The organism is Halobacillus trueperi (assembly GCF_003386945.1).
Lineage (GTDB): Bacteria > Bacillota > Bacilli > Bacillales > Halobacillaceae > Halobacillus > Halobacillus aidingensis.
Map to the genome: position 1 here is coordinate 18,580 of NZ_QUAE01000002.1, position 21,008 is coordinate 39,587.

The following is a 21,008-nucleotide window of genomic DNA, read 5'->3' on the forward strand; positions in this document are numbered from 1 at the left end:
TCTTTTATTTGATTCCTTTTGGCGTAATCCGCGCTTGAATAAATTTAAGTATGAAATCAGCGACTAAGGCGAGTAACGATACGAAAACCGCACCAGCCAACACCATGTTGCTATTCCCACGGCTGATTCCGGAGTTGATCAATACCCCTAGGCCACCAGAGCCGATAAAGGCTGCAATGGCACCAATCCCAATATTCAAAACCGTAGCTGTTCGTACACCAGCCATAATCAGTGGTAGAGCGTTCGGGATTTCAACCTTCGTCAAACGTTGGAATGTCGTCATTCCGATTCCCTTCGCTGCATCTCTAATATTCGGGTCTACGTTTTGAATGGCTGTATATGTGTTTCTGATAATCGGCAATTGGGAATATAAGACTAAAGCGATCAACGCCGGTAAAAATCCTATCCCTTGTCCGATCATAGAAAGGACAGGAATCATGATCCCAAAAAGAGCGATACTCGGAATCGTGATGATGATGGATGCCACTTGCAAAATGGTTTCTGCCAAATACTTATTCGTTGTCAGATAAATCCCTAGTGGAACACCAATCAAAATCGCGATGACGATTGCAATTCCTACGAGCTGCAAGTGTTCCAACGTATAGGAAAAAATGGTTCCCCACTCTCGTTGGACATAATTTAAAAAATCGGTCATATGTAATGAGCACCTCCTAAATCTATGACGTTTCATCGGTCATTCTTTAGCAAACGCTATCTATGTTACACATAAAAAAGTTTATACACAAATAAAACTTTGTACAGAATAACCTGTACAAAGTTCAATAAAACGCTTTCACCATATGGCAAACTTCATATTTCGACGTATTTCTCCAATTTTCTACCTATTCCGTTTTTTCGACAAATAAAGTCCCGTCATGATTGACTTGTGCAACGAGGACATCTTTCAGATTTGACACTCCATGCGACTGCAATCGATCCAGCAACCAGGCTTCACTGTAACCACTGGCATTCAACTGTTTCTGTAGAATTTTCCCCTGCACCATAACCACATGCGAATACGACACAGGAGCGGTTTCGAGCTTCATATCACGGGTGGTAACAGGAGAAGCATCTGACTTTCTTAAAACGCTTACCGTTCCGTCCGTTTCCAAAATCGCTGTCTGTACATCACTGAACTGGAACACCCCCGCTTTCCTTAATTCAGCAATCAGTTCGTCAACGTTGAAACGAACTTTTTTCATATTTTTTATAAGGATTTTCCCATTGTCCATTAATAGAGTGGGCTGGCTGTTCACAAGTTTTCTTATCGTCAAACTCTTGAGTGTAAGATAGTCGATGAGAAGCACAAGGGCAGCGAAGGTAAGTAATCCAAGAGCCCCTTTTGAGAGCGTAACATTATCGGAAAGGAAGGTCGTTGCTGTCATTGATCCAAGCGTGATGCCAGCGATAAAGTCGAAAAGCGTCATTTGTGAAATCAGCTTTTTGCTTAGAATCCTTGCTAAAACATACAATAGAATAAAAACGGTGACTCCTGTTCCAACGAACTCCAACCACTCATCCATAAGCTCCCGCCTCCTCTCCTCTTATTATTTCTTTTCCAGTCACATTTATGTTGAAATGGAAAACTTAATTGAAACGCTTCCGCTGTACCAATAAAAAAACAGTAACCCTTGAATGGTTACTGCTCTCTATGACTCAGCCTTCTCTTGGCTCAGGCAAATATTTTGTGAAAAATGCTCCTGTGATAAAGCAAATACTAAGGATGAACCAGGTGATCATGCCACCAAACTCAAATAGATAGGAAAACAAGGCCACTAATGGTGCCACAACAAAAGCACCTGGCGTCACATAACTCTTCCATCCATAATCTTTTTTTAACTTTTTCCTCTTCGTATAGATCACATAGATATATCCAGCTACTAAGACTGCCGTTATGGTCAGCATGAAAAATTCCAGCATCGAACCCCCCGTCACTCATGTTTTTTCAAAAATGGTTGTAGATAATCACGATATTCCTTCGTTAAGCCGGCGGGGAGTCGGTTCGTAGAAAAGAAAGTGACTTCACGAGATTCATCCCCATCAACCAATAACTTTCCCCGATAATCATCCGCCCTATAGACCGCCGTAACTGAGTACAATTCATCCCCATTGGAAACTTTAAAGAAGTAGTCCTCACCTGAAAAGATATCCAAGAGCTTAAGCTCACCTAACTGGAGACCTGTTTCTTCTTTCACTTCGCGCCGCGCTGTTTCTTCTAAACTTTCCCCAAGCTCCATTAACCCACCAGGAAGTCCCCACCCGCCGTCCTTGCGGTGTTGGAGGAGGATTTCCTGGTGATCATTCTCGATGATGACTACAGCTCCGGGAAGAATCAACGGTCTTGTTCCGACTTCTTTTCTGAGCTCTCTGACATAATTCATCTAAATTCCCTCTCCTTAATGAATCATTCTAATCTAGGTCCAGACCCCACTAATTAGGAAGTCTTGATTTCGTTACTTTCCAACTTCCGCTATATCGTTACATGATTCAAAGCGAATCATCGTTAATGTATGTTTGCCCCCACCCAATATGTAAACAGGGTCCCTATTGTACATAATCATCTTTTCGAAGTGTAGAGAATGGTGATATGATCCCCTCTCCCTTTTCGTTCATGGGATCAAAAACGCGCCGAGCACGAAGACACCTGCAATGTAAAAACCGATCAGCGTCCCCCAGGATAATGGTTTTCTCATGAAATCAACGACTTTCCGTAACCAGCGGAACAAGGCATACATCACCAGAAACAAGATGCTGTAGCCAATAAAGCTCCAGCCCTCACCGATGAGGATGACCATCGTGTTATGAAAAAGGGTGAACAAAAGCATGAACAAAAGAAACCATAGTTCTTTGAACTTCGTAAAGTCACTTTTTCTCTGTTGTTTTTCCTGCTGCATCAGTAATCTCCTTCCTTGTTAAAACGCTGTCATCATGAGTAACCTTACCATTCCCAGTTTATGCTAGTCAAAGTGAGCTCTGATTACTTGTTTAAACTTCTGCCCCTCTTCCAGATGAGGGTAGTGATTGCTTTGATGGAACCTGTGAAGAACAGCACCTGGGATTCCTTCGGCGATTTCCTCAGAATAAGAAGGCGGACATTGAGCATCATACGTACCCGATATGACCATCGTTTTTACAGTGATGAGAGCTAGCTTCCTCGTCACATCAAAAGTGTGAAGCTCCCGTGCAAAGAAGTTCATCCGTACGGCTGACATCTTCTTTTCAATCGATGTATTAAAATAGTGGTCATAATTTTGAGGATTCCATAAAGAAAGCTTTGTCCGTTCGACCGTTAATTCCTTTCTTTCTTCATCAGACAGGTCCTGCTTTTTTAACTGCTCGATCAGTGATTGCATCCTATCGAATTTCGGGTGCGATTCATTGTAGATGCAATCCTTTGAAAAAGTCATATACTCTCGCGCTGCTGCATTCGCAATGACTAGTGTACCAAGGCTTTCCGAAAAATAGATCCCGTAAACGACGGCAAGCATTCCTCCCGTAGAATGACCCGCAAACTTCCACCATTCATACCCTAACTCTATCCGGATGGCTTCAAGGTCGAGGACGCTCTCAAGCATTGTCAGCTCATGAGGGGATGATGCCTTCTCAGACCTGCCACACTCTTTCAAGTTGATTAAATAAACCGTGTGAGTCTCCACGAAAGCTTCTGCAAAATAGTCCCCCGTTTCGTTGAACTCTGAATATAAATGGGTGACAGCAAGCGGGGAACCTTGTCCTTTTTCAAAAACTTCGAAGGTACCGCGGCTTGTTTCTACCATTGTCCGTTTCCAAGTCATTTTCCTATCACTCCCCGACTTTACAAGTACCTTTACGATACCATACATGTAAGCGTTTCATTTTTTTGATGGAATGCTTTTTTTGACCGATTTTTTGGTACCGGGTACAGAAAACCGAGAGCGGGTACCAGGTACCTACTTCCCACTGATTGTACCCGGTACACCAACGTAAGGGATGTGTACCTGGAACCACCCCGAAGAGTCCTGGTACCAGGTTTGCTGCTCAGTCATGAACATGGAAGGCAAAACGTTTGATAGAACAGACGTGCTCTGAAATAATAAGAAGAAAACCATTGAACGGGGGTTCGATCATGGAACGTTTCATCCGCTCCGATCAGTATCATTTCATAAAAAATCAGGCTCACAACCTGCTGAATGGCCATATGACAACGAACGATGCCTCTGTGACACAGGCACTCAAATCGATCACGAACGAAAAAGTGTTGGAATTATTTACGGATCTTTCACCAGATCAGGAACAATTGATAGCCCAAGCGAGTGAAGTCAAAGATGAAACCGATGCGATTCTTTACTTCTCCAGATTGAAGCAATATGTGGTTCCTTTTCCTAAACTCACTGAAGCTGATATCCAAACGTTGTTTCCGAAAGTGAAGAAACTGAGAGTCCCTACCATCCCTGATGAAGAATGGACGGAGCTTTCCTATATCGGATGGAACGATGCGTCAGCGAATCGAAAATACATCATAACGACAGTGGATGGTAACTTTACAGGGTTGTACGGTCATTACAAACCGCTCCAGCAAAAAAGCATTTGCTCGATTTGCCACGAGCATGAAAAAGTAGGCATGTTCACCGCTACCTTCAAGGGAAAAAACAATGAAGAAACGATCAGCCGCGGCAACTATATTTGCCATGACAGTAAGAAATGCAATGAAAACATCCAGTCCCGTGAACCTCTTGAATCCTTTATAAAACGAATGAAAGCATAAAAAGAAGCAGAACCTTTCCTCTTGGAAAGGTTCTGCTTCTTTATGATTGCTGTTCCGGGGAATAATCCGGAGCCACGGCTTTTCTAATGAACAAAGAAACGATAAATGTGAGGACGGCAAGACCTAAAGCGAACCAATACGCCTGATGCACCCCTGCTGTCATAGCCCGGTCCATGGCTTCCCCTGTCACTTCTCCTGATACACCATTCAAATAGCTTCTTTCTCCCTGACTCATGATGCTTACGAAAATGGAAACACCAAGGGCGCCACCGATTGGCTGCAATGTATTGGCAATAGCCGTCCCGTGTGGATATAAATGTTTAGGCAGTTCATTCAACGCATTGGTCTGTGAAGGCATAAGAACCGCAGATACAGCAAGCATTAGTAACACATAGGCAAGAATAAAAGACCAAACCGGAATCGAAGGGTTGATATTGCTGAAGAAAATCATCACACCCACGAGTACTAATGTACCCGGAACGATCAATTTTCTTGGCCCGAACTTATCAAAAAGTGTCCCCATGACCGGCGACATTAAGCCATTTAATAGAGCACCTGGAAGCAGCAGCAATCCAGCGGTCTTCGCTGAGAACCCTAATGGCCCCTGCAGATACATCGGCATCACGATTTCTGAAGCGAACATCGCCATGATGACGATTACGAAAATGGTAATGCCTCTTGCATAGCTTTTATACGTAAACACTCGAACGTCCAATAACGGTTCTTCTAACTTCAATTGTCTTAAAACAAATAGAATCAAACTGAGGAAAGCGACGCTTAAAATAATGATGATATTGATCGAAGAGAATCCCTCTCCACTTTCCCCGGCGCTGCTGAACCCATAGACGATGCCTCCAATTCCAATGGATGACAAAACAATCGAAAGGATATCCGCTTTCGGACGCGTCACTTCTCCTACATTTTCCAAATATTTGATGGCGAATAGAATCGAAAACATTGCAAACGGAATGACGGTAATAAACAGCCATCTCCAACCCAGCACGTCTACGATAACGCCGGAAAGCGTTGGACCAATAGCTGGAGCAAACATGATGACAAGACCGAACGTCCCCATGATCCGCCCACGGACTTCCGGTTCATAAAGCAGCAGCAGGGCGTTCATGATGACAGGAATCAATAACCCGGTTCCTACCGCCTGAATCATCCGTCCTGTCAACAGCATCGGAAAATTAAAGGCCGATGCTGCAATGATCGTTCCTGCTAAGAACACCGTCATGACGCCGATGAACATTTGTCTCGTCGTGAACCATTGAATCAGTAACGCAGAAACCGGCATCAATACACCCATGACGAGCATGAATCCGGTGGCCATCCATTGGACTGTAGGCGCTTCCAGCCCGAAAACTTCCATCAGTTCTGTGAGTGCAATATTAAGCAGCGTCTCATTCAGAACGGCAAAAAAGGCACCGATCATGAATGTAACGAGTATGATTTTTCTATTGTATTGCTTTTCCATCTCTATCCCTCTACTTCTCTTTATTTAAAATCCGAACATTCTTCCATTCCTCTACTAAAATACCGTAGATCGTGTGGTCAACATAATGGTCATACAACCATTCTGCACACCTGATTCTGCCTTCCTCCTTGAATCCAAGACGTTCGGGGATCGCAGCGCTTTTGTCATTCCCCTCTGCCACACGAATCTCCACCCGATTCATATTCAGCTCCAATAGAGCATAATCGGTCAATGCTTTGGCCACTCGTGTCATGATTCCTTTTCCCTGGAATTCCTGACCGAGCCAGTAACCGATTTTCACGATTTTATTGATGTGGTCGATTTCATTGAATCCGGCGGTACCAACAATCTCACCATGATAGATTACCATAGTTGTCATGCTTTTGTTTTCTGAAAATCCCTGCCTTCCAGATTGAATGAAGGATTTTGTGTCTTCCACGGTTTTCGTAAAATCCAGCCATGGCAGCCACTGACGCAAATACGCACGTGACCCGTCCGTTAAATGAAATAACGCCTCCGCATCCTCTGGACCGGCAAGTTTCAGTGAAAGTTCATCATCAACCTTATGTACAAACATACTTTCTCCCCCTTTTTCTTCATTTTACCATGAACCTTTGACAACAGAACAAAGATAAGGTAAATTACAAATGTACGAACAATAAAATTAATAAACCTTAAAAATATTCGGTTTTAGGAGTGACATCCATGGAAAATGTATTTGATTATGAAGATATTCAACTGATTCCCGCAAAATGTGTCGTGAACAGCCGTTCGGCCTGTGATCCATCCGTAAAGCTCGGTAACCATACATTCAAACTTCCCGTCGTACCTGCGAACATGCAGACGATCATTGATGAAACGATCGCTACTCAATTAGCTCAGGAAGGTTATTTCTATGTCATGCACCGTTTTGAGCCTGAAACTCGGTTGTCTTTCGTCGAAAAGATGCATGCACAAGGATTGATCGCTTCCATCAGTGTCGGTGTCAAGCCAGAGGAATACGAGTTTGTCCAGATGTTAGCAGCGAAGGAACTGGTGCCCGAATACATCACGATCGATATCGCTCATGGACATTCGACCGCTGTCATTGATATGATTCAACACATCAAACAACAGTTACCGGAAACGTTTGTGATCGCCGGAAATGTCGGAACACCTGAAGCTGTGCGTGAACTTGAAAATGCAGGTGCTGATGCAACGAAGGTCGGCATCGGACCGGGGAAAGTATGCATCACAAAAATTAAAACCGGCTTTGGTACAGGTGGCTGGCAGCTGGCAGCGTTGCGCTGGTGTGCAAAAGCAGCAAGCAAACCCGTCATCGCCGATGGAGGCATCCGCACACATGGAGACATCGCCAAATCCATCCGTTTTGGAGCCACGATGGTCATGATCGGCTCTCTTTTCGCCGGTCACGAAGAGTCCCCTGGCGAGACGGTTGAAAGAGACGGCAAGCTTTACAAGGAATACTTCGGCTCCGCTTCTGAGTTCCAAAAAGGGGAAAAGAAGAACGTGGAAGGCAAGAAAATGTACGTGGAGCACAAAGGTGCGCTTCAAGATACGCTCACGGAAATGGAGCAGGACCTGCAATCCGCCATCAGTTACGCAGGCGGCTCCGATCTTGATAGTATCCGCCATGTCGATTATGTCATCGTCAAAAATTCCATTTTCAATGGAGATAAAGTCTATTAAAAAAGAGCCCAGAGCGGGCTCTTTTTTTATGCTTGGATTGGAATGTAAATATCAAAATGAGGCTCATCAAAATCCCTGTCGACCGGATACTTTTCAAATTTCAGTGGCAGCCCATCATAGTATTTCGCACCAGGTTCAAGATAGGTCTTCACATTTCCATCTCGGAACCATTGGTAAATCGATGCATAGGTTGCACCAATATCTCTGCCTTTTGGATGATGAACGTTCATATATGTATGACGCGGTACGTTCACTTCCTCATACTCTGCATCACTCTTCGCATCTTCCACCTCGAAACCGCTGAAATGGACGAAGCCATTTTCAATGGTATGAAATGATAACCCCCATTGGTAATCCGGATCGACAGGTTTTATTTCTTCTTTTTCGCTCCCTACCTTTTTAATCACTTCTTTTAATCCAGGGACTTGTTCATAACTTCCTTCCCATTGACGTCCTCTTACTTTGAATGCAGGTAAAGCAACAATGTTAACTTCCACAGTATGACCTCCTTTTATTCTATAGATTCTCCATATCTGGAGTCATTTCCTCCAGATGCCTGGACTGCTCACCTAGAATGGAAGATTCCATGATAAGGCGGGCGCCTAATAGTCTTGAGATAAACCTTTCCTGTTCATATTCCCCCAGGAGCTTTTCCTTTTAGATAGAAACAGGAATAACCCTTCACATCTCCACCAAACCAGGAGAGGCCGGTACCAGAAACTTTCCGAGAGAGCCCATAGGTATAATAGAATGACGCTTTTAGGGTCAGGGTTTTTATGGTAGGTCCACTCTTCAAGTAAAACGGCGAGAGAGGAGATCATCGAACCATAAAAGACGGTTAACAATCCGACGACAATGGTGATTTCTATCGATACAAATGAAAAGAAAACGCCTGAAATGATGATGAGGTATCCTGAAATTTCAAAGATCGCACTCAGTAGTTCCACGAATAGATAATAGGGGAGCGAAAACATGCCGATCCCCTTGTAGCGGGGATTGAGCATCATTTCTTTATGTTTCCACAGGGTTTCCGCAAGTCCTTTCTGCCACCGCTTCCTCTGAGCTCTCAAAGAAGAGAACGTAGAGGGAGCTTCTGTCCAGCAAACTGGATCTTGAATATACTCGATTCTCTGACGTGACTTTTCATCTTTCAGTGACCGGTGGATGCGGACAATGAGTTCCATATCCTCACCGACGGTATTGGAATCATACCCTCCCGCTTTAATGACACGATTCTTCTCAAAGACACCGAAGGCTCCTGAAATAATTAACAGGATGTTCATTTTTGAAAGGCCCAATCTCCCAATGAGAAAGGCTCGGAAATATTCAACGATCTGCATGAGGAGCATTGGCTGCTTCGGCAAACCGATGCGCTCGACCACTCCTTTGGTAATTTTAGAGCCATTCGCAATTCTCACCGTTCCCCCTGTGGCTGTAACCATGCCATTGGAATCGATGATCGGTTTCATCGTCTTCAACAGCGCATCACGGTCCAGAATCGAGTCGCCATCGATGGCTGCAAAATAAGGATACTTGGAAAAATTGATACCTGCGTTAAGGGCATCCGCTTTTCCACCGTTCTCCTTTCTCAGTAGGTAGAGATTCGGATGGGTCGCAGACTGATACCCTTCCAAAATGTCCCGGGTTTTAAAATGACGCCGAACCGCTAGTTCCATTCTTTCCATGGCAAACGTATCGATCATACGCTCGGCCGTCTTATCCTTCGACCCATCATCAATGACGATCACCTCAGACTGAGGATAATTCAATGCCAACATCGACCTTGCTGTACTTACGACACCGATCTCTTCATTATAGGCAGGGACGAGGATGGAGACCGGAAATGTATCCGTATTGATTGCTGTATCCTCGATGAGTTCTTCTCTATGAAGCCCTCGTTCTTTTCGGATATGAGGGCTGGCGATCAAAAACAACCAAAGGTAAACGATCGCTACAACGACCATATAAATTATGACAAGATACCCTATAATTTCTAACATGCTATAGAAAAAATCCACACTCATATCGATTCTCCCACCTTTACTGTCAAATGCTGTCTTGCCATGGAACGTGCGAACCGATCCTCATGATGGTGGTACGTATAATCCAATAACCGGTCACCGTCAGGAAGTTTTTTCATCGCTTCACAAGCCGCGTATCGCACCCACCACTCAGAATCCCCAGCAAGTTTGAGCAACGCATCCTGGGAGGATTCCAACTTCAGACGACCCGCTATTTTAGCCGCATACATCCGCTCTTCCCAAACCTCTGATATGTAGAACGAATCCAACTGTTCTGTATGGGTACAAGCTTTCAATTCCATAAGGCTCCGAAGGGCTTTGAGTCGAATCTCTTTTGATGGAAATCGAAGCATCCGCTCAATGAATGGAAGATGATCCAAGGATCCTTTTTCACCACAAAAAGAAACAACGGCAAGGTGCACATGTCTTGGTACTCTCCCTGGTTCATCCTCTATGACCCTCATCATTTGTTGAATAAGATCCTCCTTGAAACGACGCAGGACTTGTTTTACAAGTCTTTGTGAAATCGTTTCTGAATTCAGGATTGTACGAATGACCCGCTCATCTTGGAAAGTAGCCAGCAGCCTTACCGCCTGTCGGAACTCTTCATCCTGCACAGGGAGGCGGTTGAAATAATGCCAAACATCAAGCTTCAAATCAACCATATCAAAATCCTCGATATAATATAGGGTGTTCACACGCTGGGACCAGCTTCCATTTTTAAGAAAAAGACGATAAGCATGAGCGAGATGTGTCTGTGCCGTTTCTCGAACCCTCGTATACTCGATTCCATCCTCCCTTTGATCCACAAAACGATTCAGTACACGTTCGACGATCAGCACACGATATCGAATGTCGCTTAAGAGGTGAGGATATTCTTCTGTCTTCCTCTCTAAGTAAGCGAAAAACGGCTCTTCGTATGTTTCCATGTATGTGGAAAGGAGTTGCTCTTCCTTCAAACTTTGTATCTTTGAAATGACCAGAGCACTAAGAAGACATAGTTGAACAATGAATAAAAAAATCACCGTCCACATAACAATTGCAACCAACACAAACCCCTCCTTCAAACGATTATGAGCGATTATAATGAACACTTAGTCACTAACTTTCCGGTTTTTAGGAGAATACTCGTTACTAATAGTATGCCAGGGGCGCTCTCTTTTTTCTATCTTTAACCGTCAATCAAAAAAGAAGGACCTCCGTTACAGAAGGTCCTTCTTTTTACTCTTCAGCAGCCATAGCATCTGCTTTTGTTTTATGAACCGTGCCGAAAGGATGCTCCGGTGGGGCATAGATGGAATACAGTTTCAAAGGCTGTTGACCTGTATTAGTCAGATTATGCCATTTACCCGCAGGTACCATTATTGCAAAATCATCAGACACTTGCTGTTGGAAGTTCAACTGATCCTTGGTATCCCCCATTTGGACGAGTCCCTGTCCTTCTTCAATCCTCAAAAACTGATCCACGTCAGGATGGAGTTCTAAACCGATATCATCCCCCACCGCGATACTCATCAACGTCACCTGTAAATGGTCTCCCGTCCATAAGGCTGTGCGGAATGTACGATTTTGTGTCGTCGCTTCTTCGATATCGAGGACGAATGGCTGCCCGCCATAATCTTTGATTACAATCCTGCCTTCTCCCCGAGAAAGTGCTACGATTCGGTTGGTCGTAACAGCCTTATCGTGACAGGCTCTGTAAAATACATCTCCCAGCTGATTCCCCTGATTTTCCATATACGCTTTTTGATACTTTTCAAATTCTTCGACCCCATGGTCATAGCCGACTCTCAACCCTTCTTCAAACGTGCCGAAGTTCGCTTCTTCCCTTTCATATTCCGGTTGCTCGCCAGTGAATGATGTATATAAATTCTTAAAATGGTCCAAGTGCCGCTTCTCATTCTCTAATGCTTGACGGATTTCGTTTTTATAGGACTCATCTGGAGCTACATCAACCAATTGACTGAAGATTTGAATGGCAGAATCTTTCTTTTTGATTCCTTCTAAAATATCTTCGGTGTTTTGCTCAGCACTTCTAAACGACCCAGCATGCGGGTATCCATACCCATACGGAATGTGACTCATACACCTCATCCCCTTCTCCAAACTATAAACATTTCTATGCAGGGAAAGAGGAAATCATACGTGTACACATTTCCATATCATGGACAAGGCAAAACAAAACCCGTCCTCTGACGGGTTTTTATACGTTCGTATGCGTCGCTTCTTTTTCAACACGATCCAGAAATTCTTCTACGACCCGCTCATTTCCCTTTTTGTTCGCCAGTTTCATCATAGCCTTGCCGACGAAGTTCACTCCTTTGTTTTGTCCGGAATAAGTGAGCCTTGTATGTTCTTCATCTACTTTCTCCAGTAAAAAGGAGGCGGTCACTTCAAAAGCGCGTCCGATAACAAAAGCGATTTTCTTATGCTTGCGCTCAGGAGATTCTTCATAAGCCAATGTTTCTACAGTATACGTTTCCACGCGCTTTCCTTCCCGGTACGTTTGGCGGTGTTTGGCCCCTACTTCCGTTTCCGTTTTTTCAATCAATTCATGCTCCTCCACTTTTGGCATGATTCGTTTGATGTTGTAGTCTCTGAAAAGCTCCCACACTTCCTCGATGGGTGCTGCAATCACTCTATCATTTTCCCATTGGATCATTCGTCTTCCTCCCTGCCAGATTCTAAAAATGCATCAATATCAGCAAGTCTTTGTTGGAGATCATGAATCTCTTCATGGATCTTTCTGCGTTTTTCGAGCAGGAGTTCTTCCATGTGTAAAAAGGATTCATCCTCCATCACTTTTACCATTTCCTGAATGGTGAAACCAAGCGCCCGGAGCTTCCCGAGCATGAGCGCCAAAAAGTAACTGCCATCATCATAATACTTGTAACGGTTATCCGGATCGATGTACGCAGGCTCAAGCAAGCCCACCTCTGCATAGTACCGGAGCGTTTCTTTACTGAGTCCGGTCAGTTCTGAGAATTCGCTGATTTTATACACGGTGTGCCCTCCCACTTCCTATAGTAAACCGTGGGGTGCACCACAGAGTCAAGTCCGTACGGTTTCCCAAAGTTCCATGTGGAGTTGGTCCTTATCTTGCCACGAATGGTAAACTTCCACATGCCAGGCCTCCAGGTCTCGGGGATATCCCTCCCGCTCCATCCATTCGTGCAGCGAGGCATAAGCTTCTCGAATTCTTTCGTTTGAACCTTTATATGTAGTCATAGCATACGTTTGTTTTTCTATTTTCAAATGGTCCATATCATCTGGAATGGTTGTGTCCTGATCCATAGGGACTCCGATCCAATACCCATCATCCTCTTCCTTACACTCTCCCGGGATAAAAGCTCCTACTTGGACGTCCGCATCAGTAAAACGCCGGCGAAGTTTTTCAGCTGCTTTTGGAATTTCTACAGTGTAATCTTCTCCATCACACACAACCCTGTAACCTATGAGAGTGAAGGCTTCTTTTTCTTCCACCTTGTTATTCATTTTCAAAAAAATGACATCCTTTCATGTTATGGTAGAAATATAAATTCTTTATAGGAGGAATTGATTTGAAAAGTCCGATCGTCAACCGCCTCAATACGACATTCGTTCCTGTCACTGACATCAAACGTTCCGCTCAATGGTACTGTGCATTGATTGGGGAACCTTATACTGAGGAAAATGTCCACCCCCCTGTTTACAATCTGTCGATGACGACTCATACAGGCGTCATCCTTGATGGGGGGTCAGAAAACGTTGAACCATCGCCGCATCCCCTTTTCAATTTTCATACAGATGATATCGATGCATCCTACCGCTTCGTCGAGCAGCTTGGTTACATCATCAAGAGTGATATTCAAAGGTTTGACGACATTTCTTTTTTTAACATTCAAGACCCGGACGGGAATGTCGTTATGGTTTGCACAGGATAAAACTCCCTATCCGTACACTTATTGAAGCGAACCGAAGAACAAAGAAAGCATGAAAGTAGCTAAGGAAAAAACAATGATGGTCCTCCCATGTTTCACGGCCCTTCTTATGTAGATCACCACAGGTGTACAGAGCAGCGACAGCCAGAAGATCATGAGCACCAGCGGCACCTGCCTATCCCATACGTATTCGATGCTGTATAGCAAAGGATCATTGATGATCAAGCCGCACAAAAGGAAGATGCCCATTCCATTCTCTCTTACTCTCCGCACCGTCACCTGCGATCAAACTACTCACCCTTCTGTGAGGGACTTCTTGTATACATAACTGACCCGGTCGTAATCCACTTTTCCTTCATAAAACCGATGAGCCATAAGTCGACTGATCCCGGAAGAAAGAGCAACACTTCCCATTCCATGTTCTTGCGCCCATTCTTCAACGAAAGTCAGCAACTCCTCCCCGTATCCTTGAGAACGATGCTCAGAAGATGTCACTAAATCACAAACCCAGACGAAACGACCATAATACAAGGTGGTCATCTCTTTGAAACCGGTAACGGCAACCACCTCTTCCCCCGCATATAGAGCAAAAAGATGATAGCGGTCCACGTCCATCGCCTCTTCCACCAATTCCACATACTGCTCTTCACTTAAATGTGACCTCAATTCCTTCATTACCGGATACGCAGATTTAATTTCTTCTGTGGTCTTCAACTCGATCACTTCACTACCTGTCATACCTTTTACCTCCTCAATGATTGATGATGGCTATTACCCATGGAGATGCTAAAAGCAGCACCGATCCGAACACTATGAATCTAGTCACCCTTTGGGAAAGTTTCTTTTTCCCTTTCCCCTTGTACCAACCAGAAAACTGCCAGCGGTTTCGGTAGGTCACGAAAAGTATCCCATATACACCGACGGCGCCAAGCCATTGATATTCTCCGGATGTTGGATGGACGTCATAAAAAGGACCGAGAACGACCCAGACCAATGCCCCTCCGAAAATGACCAGGAAAACGATTCGCACCAACTCTAATAAAACTCTCATAATATAAAGACCTTTCTAAAAAACTTAAAGACTCATACCGATGTAGATAACCATGGCCGCGACGAAGAAACTTGCCAGGAATAATCCTCTTTGGATGCGCGTCCAATTTTTCATCCATCCCCACCGCTTCCGATCATGATCGAACCAAAGGTAATCTAGAAGAATGGCGATCGCTAAAATGATTACGAATCCTGCCGTTTCCACATGACACCCTCCTTTATTCCTTCACATGCACAAGGATTGTCCCGAACGACTCCCCGTCAACCCTCGTATCCAACTCCCATTCTCCGCTCTTTGGTAGAGACATATTCGATGGAAGAGACGCATCTGCTCCATTCACCGGCCCCGCGATTTCTGATGTTTCCAGAACGGTGACTGTTTCTCCCGTTTCCGTATGTGTGCCAGTTACTTTGAATGCACCCTTCAGTTCTTCTTCACTTCCCCAAAAATGCCACATGTACTTTTGTGTTTTACCTTCGATCCATGGGGCATCAATGAAAGCGACTCTGTCAGGAATTCCCCTCATCGTGAAGGAGCCGGCTTCGAACTCTTCGGTTTTTGTGGTGACGGGGGACTCTTCATTTCCTGTCTGCTGACAGCCTACACACATAATGAATAAAGCCATCCAAATAATTTTTTTCATAACATCCTCCTCTGTAATATCCCCTAAGAAAGGGAACTCTTTCTTAATGACTGGAGTGACCCCATACTGCAGTTAGCCCGAAGAAGGAATTTTAAAGGACTCTATTCACCGGCCTTCTTTCCTAAACTCCCATTCAATAACTCATTTGAAGCATCTCATCCCCAGAAGACGGATCGTACACAAAACGCCCACCCCCTCGTTCAATCCGCAGGTTCTCTTTCATAAAGACGAAGAGCTCTTCCATCTTTTGTTCATCATCATCCAATGCAGCCCGGTCCAAGTCTATAATGACATTGGGAACAATGTTCAAGTCTTTGAAATCAGGCAGCGAATCCTCCCCCTGGTACTTGTCAGGTACATCAGAGATATGTACCAAATGGGACACCACGTCGTCCATATCCTTAACAAATGGTTGAAGATCCCTCTCTATTTGTTCTTCATAATAACTACTTGCATAGGTATCCTTCATGACTTGGAAATCCCTTGTTTCATAGATTAGAAAACTGACCCCTGTTTTCTTATGCGTTACTTTTGCAGCGTAATCGAATTCGTGGTTTCCCATATTGTCATAGAGCACGTCGTAGACTTCCGCCTGCCCGTCAAAATGCTTTTGTATATAACCTTCTCCAAGCTCTTTCGCCTTCGTTTCCATACTCGCATTTGGGGTCATTTCATAAATAAAAAGTAAGATGATCGCTATAACGATGGTTCCGATACTTCCAAGGATCCAAAGAATTGCTTTCACCGTTTCACCACCCTTTTTTCGATTATACCAAAATATGGGTATATTTTCCTCTTATTCATCTACACGGTTCTCCACTTTTCTCGTATTTATAGAATAAAAGGCTCCTTTTGCTAGTTCAGAGGAAGAAAGGTTATGTCAGTAGTTTCGTTACAGCAAATCCGTTCGGGTATGTGACACCCTACCTAATGAATTCAATAACACGTGTGTAAATCCTCTAAGAAGAAAACAACCCATTACTCCTACATGTCTCTCCTAAGTACACTAGATGAACGAAACCATATCTTTGGATGTCGAAAAAAATAATTACTTTTAACTAGAAAAGGGTATGAGGATGTATGAGGGAGAAAAAATGAAAAGGGAGTGTCATTCCATGAGCTTTAAATTATATCAACATGCCCCGGATTTCAAACTGTCTTCCGTGCAGGGAGAAGAGTTCCATTTTTCTGAAGACCTAAAAGGAAATAACCATTGGTACTTATTCGTATATTTTCGCGGTTCGTGGTGCCCTGTCTGCATGAGTGAGCTGGACGAGTTCCAGAATACGTTAAGTTACTTTGAAGAACACGACATCAAATTCGCCGCAATCACCCATGAAAGCAAGGATAGTTTGGAAAAAATGGTGAGCCAACATGACTTCACCTTTCCGATTCTAATGGATGAGAACCTTGAGTTTCTCTCCAACTACCAGGTTCATTACCATGATGAGCATGCACCCTATGAAGACCATGGAACCCATGGGGAGCCCGCTTACTTTTTAACAGATGAACAAGGGCGCGTCCTTTACCAGCAGCGACAGACCAGCCCATTCGGCCGTCCGCATCCGGATGAAATCAGAAAAATCATCAAGTATATCCGAGAGAATTTGAAATAACAATGAGCGAGCTTCTATCTTGGAAGCTCGTTTTTTTATGCGCAAAGAGCTCCTTCTGAATCAGGCATCCGCTTCATATAAAAAAAGTAGGATGGAATAAAAGAGGGTGAATCATTGTGAACGAACGGATCCATGAAGCGATTGCTCAACTGACTGCTGAGATTCAGGCACACCAGACTGACGACGGAAGCTTTCATTTTTGTTTTGAAAACAGCCTGATAACCGATGCCAATATGATTCTTCTGCTCCAAACGTTTACAAAAGAAACAGAGATCATCAAACGATTGTGCGCGCGTCTCTCTTCTCTTCAAAACGAACAGGGATACTGGAAGCTCTATGCTGACGATGAAGGGAACCTTTCGGCAACCATTGAAGCGGTTTTCGCTCTTCTTTATGCCGGCTACTATACAAGTGATGACCTCCGGATCAAGAAAGCCAAAGCATTTATCCGGAAGCACGGCGGGCTGAATCGTGCTCATTCCATGACCAAAATCACATTGGCCATCCACGGACAGTATCCATGGCCGAATCTATTCCATTTGCCTGTTCACATCATTTTACTACCTCCTTGTTCTCCCATTTCTTTTTTTGATTTCAGTAGTTACGCTCGCGTACACATGGCACCGATTCTGCTCTTATCCGATCAACCTTTTGTAATGAAGAACAAACAAATTCCCGATATGAGTGACTGCTTCATTCGGGAGGATCAAGAGCTGCTTCCTGAGGAAAGCCGGTCGTTATTGACAAGTGTCCAGGATGCCGTCAAATCCCTGGCTGGACTTCCTCATAAACTTTACCTGCTCTCAAGGCAGCGCCTGCTCACCTACATGCTGCAACGGATCGAGTCGGATGGAACACTATACAGCTATTTCTCTTCCACATTTTATATGATTTATGCTTTAGTGAGTTGCGGCTATCAAAAACATGATCCCATCATCAAAAAAGCTATCGAGGGGCTGATCCAGCATGCCTGTTCCACGGAGCGCGGCCTCCATATCCAAAACTCACCTTCTGATATATGGGATACGGCATTGTTGAGCCATGCCCTTCAGGCTCAGCCCGCATCCGATGTCCCTTTACATGAAACTGAATCATTTCTTTTGAAGCACCAACAGACCAAATTCGGAGACTGGATGGTAGATACCAACCATACAGAACCAGGGGGATGGGGATTTTCTAAAAGTAACAGTATTCATCCCGACGTTGATGACTCGACAGCTGCTTTGCGGGCCCTTCGTAAAGATCCAACCCTCCAGAGCCACTACACGAGAGGCTTGAAGTGGGTGCTCGCCATGCAGAATGATGACGGGGGTTGGCCTGCTTTCGAGAAAGGGAAGACGAATCCTCTCATGAAATTTGTCCCAATGGACGGGGCCGAGTCGGCAAGCATCGACCCATCGACAGCAGACTTGACGGGCCGGACACTCGAATTTCTAGGTACTGACGCACGTTTCCCTCTGACGGAACCTCGTGTTCAAAGAGCTTTGAACTGGCTGCGCTCCCATCAGGAAAAAGATGGATCCTGGTATGGACGCTGGGGAATCACTTATATTTACGGTACTTGGGCCGCCCTCACGGGTATGCGGGCCGTAGGAGTAAGTAAGGATGACCGTTCCATCAAAAGAGGCGTCCATTTTATTGAAAGCATTCAGAATGAAGACGGTGGATGGGGAGAATCGTGTAAAAGTGATCAGGAGAAAATCTACATTCCTTTAGGAGATAGTACCCTTTCGCAAACCTCCTGGGCACTGGATGCCCTTATGGCTGTGTACGAAAGACGGGTACCGAGCATTGATAGAGGAATCGCTTGTTTGCTTCGAAAACTGGAAGAGAAGGATTGGACGTATGAATACCCGACAGGAGCAGGTCTTCCAGGAAACTTTTACATCTACTATCACAGCTACAATTACATCTGGCCGCTCCTCGTATTTAAGAAATACTTATCGCTCTAGGAGATACGAAACGAAAAACTAAGGAAAGTTGCTAATATAATGATGGAAGTCGCTAATAAAACCTAGAAACCTGCTAATATAATTTGAAAAGCTGCTAATATAATGATGGAAGTCGCTAATATATATCAAAGCCAAAGGACAGGCATATGAATCTCCTATGTACATCCCCTATTTTTCCAACTAAGCATCCTAAATAGGAGATTTGTACATATACATCTTTAAGTGAGACTACCTGTGAAAGGAGCAGATGGAATGAATTCTCAAAACGTGTCTATGAATTCCGCCATTGATCCATATGTGTACCAAACGCTCATGTCTATTCAAGGCACTCCTGTGGTCGTGCAGACGACACAAGGGTCTGTACGCGGTGGGTTGAAGACGGTCATGCCGGATCATATTGTCGTCGAGGTGAGTGGGACCCCATTTTTCGTACGGACCCAGCAGATCGTCTGGGTGTTTCCTGATCAACGATACAAGTAAAAGGAGGATGTTATGTTTAAGCGACTCGACCGGATGCAGATTGCTCTGACCATTCCTGAACACGGTGACGCGAATGCGGCGGCTGCTGTTCAAGAACTTTTAGGTGGAAAGTTCGGCGAAATGTCTACGTTGAATAACTACATGTTCCAGTCCTTCGCTTTTCGTCAAAAGAAAAAACACCGTCCATTCTACGATCTAGTTGCAAGTATTACAGCTGAAGAATTCGGGCATGTCGAACTCGTAAACAATTCCATCAACCTGCTCACTCGCGGAGTGACTTTTACTGGGGATCCTAATATCGCTCCCCTTCAAAACGGCTTGAACAAAAGGAATTCGTATCAATTCATTGCTACAGCCCAAACGGCCCTCCCAGGCGATTCAATGGGACGGGCCTGGACAGGAGACAATGTTTTTTCAAGTGGTAACCTTGTGCTGGATCTGTTACACAACTTTTTTCTCGAGCTCGGTGCACGAACACATAAGATGCGTGTCTATGAAATGACCGACCATCCGACGGCACGTGAAATGATCGGCTACTTACTTGTCCGAGGAGGTACACATGCCCTTGCATATGCGAAAGCTTTGGAGATTGCCACAGGTGTCGATGTGAAAAAAATGCTTCCTGTCCCTGACCTTGATAACTCTAAATTCGATTATGCCCGTCCCTACATCGACCAGGGACTGGATAACATCCTATACACATGGAGCGACTATGATTACCAGGAGATCAAAAAGATATGGAAAGGGACGAACCCTGAGAACGGTGAGCCGCTGCAGGTGATTCAAGGCACGCCAAAAGGCGCACCGATTCCTGATCTCGATGACCTTCCTGAAGAGTTCGCACCCGGCATCGATCGGGATGATTATGAACGGATTGCCAAGAAGCTGTTGGAGAATATGTAACGAAAAAAGAGCGTGACCTCCAGCGGTCACGCTCTCATTTGTTCCACTTCTTCTTCCTCTTCTTCTAAAGCCGGCTTTTCCAATTTATACACAAGCACCCCGCCGATCAACAAAGCGATCCCCACAAGTTTCGTCATAGAAAGAGGAGCGGCATCGAAGCCAAACCACCCTCCCGTATTGACGGCAAAAGCGATGAGGATTTGTGATATGAGGGCTATGGAAATCGCATAGGCAGGGCCAATCAGTGTCACTCCGCGCATGAGACAGAACACGATCCCTACTCCGAAAACGCCACTGAACAGAAAGATTTTGTTCACATCTCCGAATTCAAACAAGCTCCTTTGTTCCATAGCATAAAAGACGGGCAGAGAACAGACAAGCCCTAAACCAAGCACAAGTGATGTCGTCGCCCACGCCCCTGTTTTTTCACTGACGCGCGCATTGAACACGTTCTGCATACTGATCAAAATACCTGCCACGACAGAAAATAATACGCCAAGCATTGTATCCCT

Annotated in this window: 29 protein-coding genes; 7 read left to right on the forward strand and 22 right to left on the reverse strand. The window is 44.6% G+C overall.

All coding sequences use genetic code 11. From position 1 onward, the window contains the following. Positions 1–4: 4 nt before the first annotated feature. From DYE48_RS02585 to DYE48_RS02610, 6 genes are all read right to left on the reverse strand, one after another. Entirely contained in the window at positions 5–655 is a 651-nt protein-coding gene (locus tag DYE48_RS02585; protein ID WP_089652113.1) for an ABC transporter permease, read from the reverse strand. A gap of 187 nt (positions 656–842) precedes the next feature. Continuing rightward, on the reverse strand, positions 843–1,523 hold the full coding sequence (locus tag DYE48_RS02590; protein ID WP_115822291.1) for a DUF421 domain-containing protein: 681 nt from the start codon (positions 1,521–1,523) through the stop codon (positions 843–845). A gap of 133 nt (positions 1,524–1,656) precedes the next feature. Continuing rightward, positions 1,657–1,920, reverse strand: coding sequence for a hypothetical protein (locus tag DYE48_RS02595; protein ID WP_115822292.1), 264 nt, complete (start codon positions 1,918–1,920; stop codon positions 1,657–1,659). 11 nt (positions 1,921–1,931) lie between these two features. Further along, positions 1,932–2,381 (reverse strand): NUDIX hydrolase, encoded by a 450-nt coding sequence (locus tag DYE48_RS02600; protein WP_115822293.1) that lies wholly within the window; start codon positions 2,379–2,381, stop codon positions 1,932–1,934. A gap of 228 nt (positions 2,382–2,609) precedes the next feature. After that, the gene (locus tag DYE48_RS02605) at positions 2,610–2,894 is read right to left on the reverse strand and encodes a hypothetical protein (protein WP_115822294.1); all 285 of its coding nucleotides are present in this window, start codon (positions 2,892–2,894) and stop codon (positions 2,610–2,612) included. 63 nt (positions 2,895–2,957) lie between these two features. Then, on the reverse strand, positions 2,958–3,794 hold the full coding sequence (locus DYE48_RS02610) for an alpha/beta fold hydrolase (RefSeq protein ID WP_115822295.1): 837 nt from the start codon (positions 3,792–3,794) through the stop codon (positions 2,958–2,960). Between the two features lie 311 nt (positions 3,795–4,105). Here DYE48_RS02610 and DYE48_RS02615 point away from each other — a divergent pair, with 311 nt between their 5' ends. Beyond that, the gene (locus DYE48_RS02615) at positions 4,106–4,744 is read left to right on the forward strand and encodes a FusB/FusC family EF-G-binding protein (protein ID WP_115822296.1); all 639 of its coding nucleotides are present in this window, start codon (positions 4,106–4,108) and stop codon (positions 4,742–4,744) included. A 40-nt stretch (positions 4,745–4,784) separates the two neighbouring features. Here the strand turns inward: DYE48_RS02615 and DYE48_RS02620 are convergent, their stop codons facing one another. Together DYE48_RS02620 and DYE48_RS02625 are read right to left on the reverse strand one after the other, a co-directional pair. Then, complete coding sequence (locus tag DYE48_RS02620) at positions 4,785–6,221, reverse strand: MDR family MFS transporter (RefSeq protein WP_115822297.1); 1,437 nt, start codon at positions 6,219–6,221, stop codon at positions 4,785–4,787. A 10-nt stretch (positions 6,222–6,231) separates the two neighbouring features. After that, positions 6,232–6,798: a GNAT family N-acetyltransferase gene (locus tag DYE48_RS02625; protein WP_115822298.1), complete on the reverse strand. Its 567-nt coding sequence runs from the start codon at positions 6,796–6,798 to the stop codon at positions 6,232–6,234. Positions 6,799–6,926: 128 nt separating this feature from the next. Between DYE48_RS02625 and guaC the strand changes: the two genes are divergently transcribed. Next, positions 6,927–7,910, forward strand: a complete 984-nt coding sequence (guaC, locus tag DYE48_RS02630; RefSeq protein WP_115822299.1) for a GMP reductase — start codon at positions 6,927–6,929, stop codon at positions 7,908–7,910. A gap of 26 nt (positions 7,911–7,936) precedes the next feature. Here guaC and DYE48_RS02635 read toward each other — a convergent pair whose 3' ends face one another. The 7 genes from DYE48_RS02635 to DYE48_RS02665 form a co-directional block, all read right to left on the reverse strand. Next, the gene (locus DYE48_RS02635; protein WP_167449429.1) at positions 7,937–8,407 is read right to left on the reverse strand and encodes a GyrI-like domain-containing protein; all 471 of its coding nucleotides are present in this window, start codon (positions 8,405–8,407) and stop codon (positions 7,937–7,939) included. Between the two features lie 105 nt (positions 8,408–8,512). Then, on the reverse strand, positions 8,513–9,934 hold the full coding sequence (locus DYE48_RS02640; protein ID WP_115822301.1) for a glycosyltransferase family 2 protein: 1,422 nt from the start codon (positions 9,932–9,934) through the stop codon (positions 8,513–8,515). After that, the gene (locus DYE48_RS02645; protein WP_115822302.1) at positions 9,931–10,980 is read right to left on the reverse strand and encodes a HEAT repeat domain-containing protein; all 1,050 of its coding nucleotides are present in this window, start codon (positions 10,978–10,980) and stop codon (positions 9,931–9,933) included. The genes DYE48_RS02640 and DYE48_RS02645 overlap by 4 nt, the downstream gene beginning before the upstream one ends. 172 nt (positions 10,981–11,152) lie before the next feature. Then, on the reverse strand, positions 11,153–12,016 hold the full coding sequence (locus DYE48_RS02650) for a cupin domain-containing protein (protein ID WP_115822303.1): 864 nt from the start codon (positions 12,014–12,016) through the stop codon (positions 11,153–11,155). A gap of 118 nt (positions 12,017–12,134) precedes the next feature. Continuing rightward, positions 12,135–12,593 (reverse strand): SRPBCC family protein, encoded by a 459-nt coding sequence (locus DYE48_RS02655; RefSeq protein WP_115822304.1) that lies wholly within the window; start codon positions 12,591–12,593, stop codon positions 12,135–12,137. Then, the gene (locus DYE48_RS02660; protein ID WP_115822305.1) at positions 12,590–12,934 is read right to left on the reverse strand and encodes a MerR family transcriptional regulator; all 345 of its coding nucleotides are present in this window, start codon (positions 12,932–12,934) and stop codon (positions 12,590–12,592) included. The genes DYE48_RS02655 and DYE48_RS02660 overlap by 4 nt, the downstream gene beginning before the upstream one ends. Positions 12,935–12,982: 48 nt before the next feature. Beyond that, on the reverse strand, positions 12,983–13,426 hold the full coding sequence (locus DYE48_RS02665) for a GyrI-like domain-containing protein (protein ID WP_244199367.1): 444 nt from the start codon (positions 13,424–13,426) through the stop codon (positions 12,983–12,985). Between the two features lie 65 nt (positions 13,427–13,491). Between DYE48_RS02665 and DYE48_RS02670 the strand changes: the two genes are divergently transcribed. Beyond that, complete coding sequence (locus DYE48_RS02670) at positions 13,492–13,854, forward strand: VOC family protein (protein ID WP_115822307.1); 363 nt, start codon at positions 13,492–13,494, stop codon at positions 13,852–13,854. 18 nt (positions 13,855–13,872) lie between these two features. Here DYE48_RS02670 and DYE48_RS02675 read toward each other — a convergent pair whose 3' ends face one another. The 6 genes from DYE48_RS02675 to DYE48_RS02700 all read right to left on the reverse strand — a co-directional run bounded on the left by DYE48_RS02675 (position 13,873) and on the right by DYE48_RS02700 (position 16,290). After that, positions 13,873–14,100 (reverse strand): hypothetical protein, encoded by a 228-nt coding sequence (locus DYE48_RS02675; protein WP_115822308.1) that lies wholly within the window; start codon positions 14,098–14,100, stop codon positions 13,873–13,875. A 45-nt stretch (positions 14,101–14,145) separates the two neighbouring features. Beyond that, on the reverse strand, positions 14,146–14,589 hold the full coding sequence (locus tag DYE48_RS02680; RefSeq protein ID WP_115822309.1) for a GNAT family N-acetyltransferase: 444 nt from the start codon (positions 14,587–14,589) through the stop codon (positions 14,146–14,148). 13 nt (positions 14,590–14,602) lie between these two features. Continuing rightward, complete coding sequence (locus DYE48_RS02685; protein ID WP_115822310.1) at positions 14,603–14,902, reverse strand: hypothetical protein; 300 nt, start codon at positions 14,900–14,902, stop codon at positions 14,603–14,605. 24 nt (positions 14,903–14,926) lie between these two features. Then, entirely contained in the window at positions 14,927–15,106 is a 180-nt protein-coding gene (locus DYE48_RS02690; protein ID WP_089652095.1) for a hypothetical protein, read from the reverse strand. 13 nt (positions 15,107–15,119) lie between these two features. Then, complete coding sequence (locus DYE48_RS02695) at positions 15,120–15,545, reverse strand: DUF4871 domain-containing protein (RefSeq protein ID WP_115822311.1); 426 nt, start codon at positions 15,543–15,545, stop codon at positions 15,120–15,122. Between the two features lie 133 nt (positions 15,546–15,678). After that, positions 15,679–16,290, reverse strand: a complete 612-nt coding sequence (locus tag DYE48_RS02700; protein ID WP_115822312.1) for a hypothetical protein — start codon at positions 16,288–16,290, stop codon at positions 15,679–15,681. A 370-nt stretch (positions 16,291–16,660) separates the two neighbouring features. Between DYE48_RS02700 and DYE48_RS02705 the strand changes: the two genes are divergently transcribed. The 4 genes from DYE48_RS02705 to DYE48_RS02720 all read left to right on the forward strand — a co-directional run bounded on the left by DYE48_RS02705 (position 16,661) and on the right by DYE48_RS02720 (position 20,496). Beyond that, the gene (locus DYE48_RS02705; protein ID WP_115822622.1) at positions 16,661–17,161 is read left to right on the forward strand and encodes a peroxiredoxin family protein; all 501 of its coding nucleotides are present in this window, start codon (positions 16,661–16,663) and stop codon (positions 17,159–17,161) included. Positions 17,162–17,277: 116 nt separating this feature from the next. After that, positions 17,278–19,113, forward strand: a complete 1,836-nt coding sequence (locus tag DYE48_RS02710; RefSeq protein ID WP_115822313.1) for a terpene cyclase/mutase family protein — start codon at positions 17,278–17,280, stop codon at positions 19,111–19,113. 252 nt (positions 19,114–19,365) lie between these two features. Next, positions 19,366–19,593: a YuzF family protein gene (locus tag DYE48_RS02715; RefSeq protein ID WP_089652090.1), complete on the forward strand. Its 228-nt coding sequence runs from the start codon at positions 19,366–19,368 to the stop codon at positions 19,591–19,593. A gap of 12 nt (positions 19,594–19,605) precedes the next feature. Then, on the forward strand, positions 19,606–20,496 hold the full coding sequence (locus DYE48_RS02720) for a manganese catalase family protein (RefSeq protein ID WP_115822314.1): 891 nt from the start codon (positions 19,606–19,608) through the stop codon (positions 20,494–20,496). A gap of 26 nt (positions 20,497–20,522) precedes the next feature. Here the strand turns inward: DYE48_RS02720 and DYE48_RS02725 are convergent, their stop codons facing one another. Then, positions 20,523–20,999, reverse strand: a complete 477-nt coding sequence (locus DYE48_RS02725; RefSeq protein WP_115822315.1) for a DMT family transporter — start codon at positions 20,997–20,999, stop codon at positions 20,523–20,525. Positions 21,000–21,008 lie beyond the last annotated feature (9 nt).

What these genes read in the sequence shown, in the direction of transcription:
- DYE48_RS02585 (WP_089652113.1), bottom strand. Translation starts at nt 655, where the DNA reads ATGACCGATTTTTTAAATTATGTCCAACGAGAGTGGGGAACCATTTTT.
- DYE48_RS02590 (WP_115822291.1), bottom strand. Translation starts at nt 1,523, where the DNA reads ATGGATGAGTGGTTGGAGTTCGTTGGAACAGGAGTCACCGTTTTTATT.
- DYE48_RS02595 (WP_115822292.1), bottom strand. Translation starts at nt 1,920, where the DNA reads ATGCTGGAATTTTTCATGCTGACCATAACGGCAGTCTTAGTAGCTGGA.
- DYE48_RS02600 (WP_115822293.1), bottom strand. Translation starts at nt 2,381, where the DNA reads ATGAATTATGTCAGAGAGCTCAGAAAAGAAGTCGGAACAAGACCGTTG.
- DYE48_RS02605 (WP_115822294.1), bottom strand. Translation starts at nt 2,894, where the DNA reads ATGCAGCAGGAAAAACAACAGAGAAAAAGTGACTTTACGAAGTTCAAA.
- DYE48_RS02610 (WP_115822295.1), bottom strand. Translation starts at nt 3,794, where the DNA reads ATGACTTGGAAACGGACAATGGTAGAAACAAGCCGCGGTACCTTCGAA.
- DYE48_RS02615 (WP_115822296.1), top strand. Translation starts at nt 4,106, where the DNA reads ATGGAACGTTTCATCCGCTCCGATCAGTATCATTTCATAAAAAATCAG.
- DYE48_RS02620 (WP_115822297.1), bottom strand. Translation starts at nt 6,221, where the DNA reads ATGGAAAAGCAATACAATAGAAAAATCATACTCGTTACATTCATGATC.
- DYE48_RS02625 (WP_115822298.1), bottom strand. Translation starts at nt 6,798, where the DNA reads ATGTTTGTACATAAGGTTGATGATGAACTTTCACTGAAACTTGCCGGT.
- guaC (WP_115822299.1), top strand. Translation starts at nt 6,927, where the DNA reads ATGGAAAATGTATTTGATTATGAAGATATTCAACTGATTCCCGCAAAA.
- DYE48_RS02640 (WP_115822301.1), bottom strand. Translation starts at nt 9,934, where the DNA reads ATGAGTGTGGATTTTTTCTATAGCATGTTAGAAATTATAGGGTATCTT.
- DYE48_RS02650 (WP_115822303.1), bottom strand. Translation starts at nt 12,016, where the DNA reads ATGAGTCACATTCCGTATGGGTATGGATACCCGCATGCTGGGTCGTTT.
- DYE48_RS02655 (WP_115822304.1), bottom strand. Translation starts at nt 12,593, where the DNA reads ATGATCCAATGGGAAAATGATAGAGTGATTGCAGCACCCATCGAGGAA.
- DYE48_RS02665 (WP_244199367.1), bottom strand. Translation starts at nt 13,426, where the DNA reads ATGAATAACAAGGTGGAAGAAAAAGAAGCCTTCACTCTCATAGGTTAC.
- DYE48_RS02675 (WP_115822308.1), bottom strand. Translation starts at nt 14,100, where the DNA reads ATGGGCATCTTCCTTTTGTGCGGCTTGATCATCAATGATCCTTTGCTA.
- DYE48_RS02680 (WP_115822309.1), bottom strand. Translation starts at nt 14,589, where the DNA reads ATGACAGGTAGTGAAGTGATCGAGTTGAAGACCACAGAAGAAATTAAA.
- DYE48_RS02685 (WP_115822310.1), bottom strand. Translation starts at nt 14,902, where the DNA reads ATGAGAGTTTTATTAGAGTTGGTGCGAATCGTTTTCCTGGTCATTTTC.
- DYE48_RS02695 (WP_115822311.1), bottom strand. Translation starts at nt 15,545, where the DNA reads ATGAAAAAAATTATTTGGATGGCTTTATTCATTATGTGTGTAGGCTGT.
- DYE48_RS02705 (WP_115822622.1), top strand. Translation starts at nt 16,661, where the DNA reads ATGAGCTTTAAATTATATCAACATGCCCCGGATTTCAAACTGTCTTCC.
- DYE48_RS02715 (WP_089652090.1), top strand. Translation starts at nt 19,366, where the DNA reads ATGAATTCTCAAAACGTGTCTATGAATTCCGCCATTGATCCATATGTG.
- DYE48_RS02720 (WP_115822314.1), top strand. Translation starts at nt 19,606, where the DNA reads ATGTTTAAGCGACTCGACCGGATGCAGATTGCTCTGACCATTCCTGAA.
- DYE48_RS02725 (WP_115822315.1), bottom strand. Translation starts at nt 20,999, where the DNA reads ATGCTTGGCGTATTATTTTCTGTCGTGGCAGGTATTTTGATCAGTATG.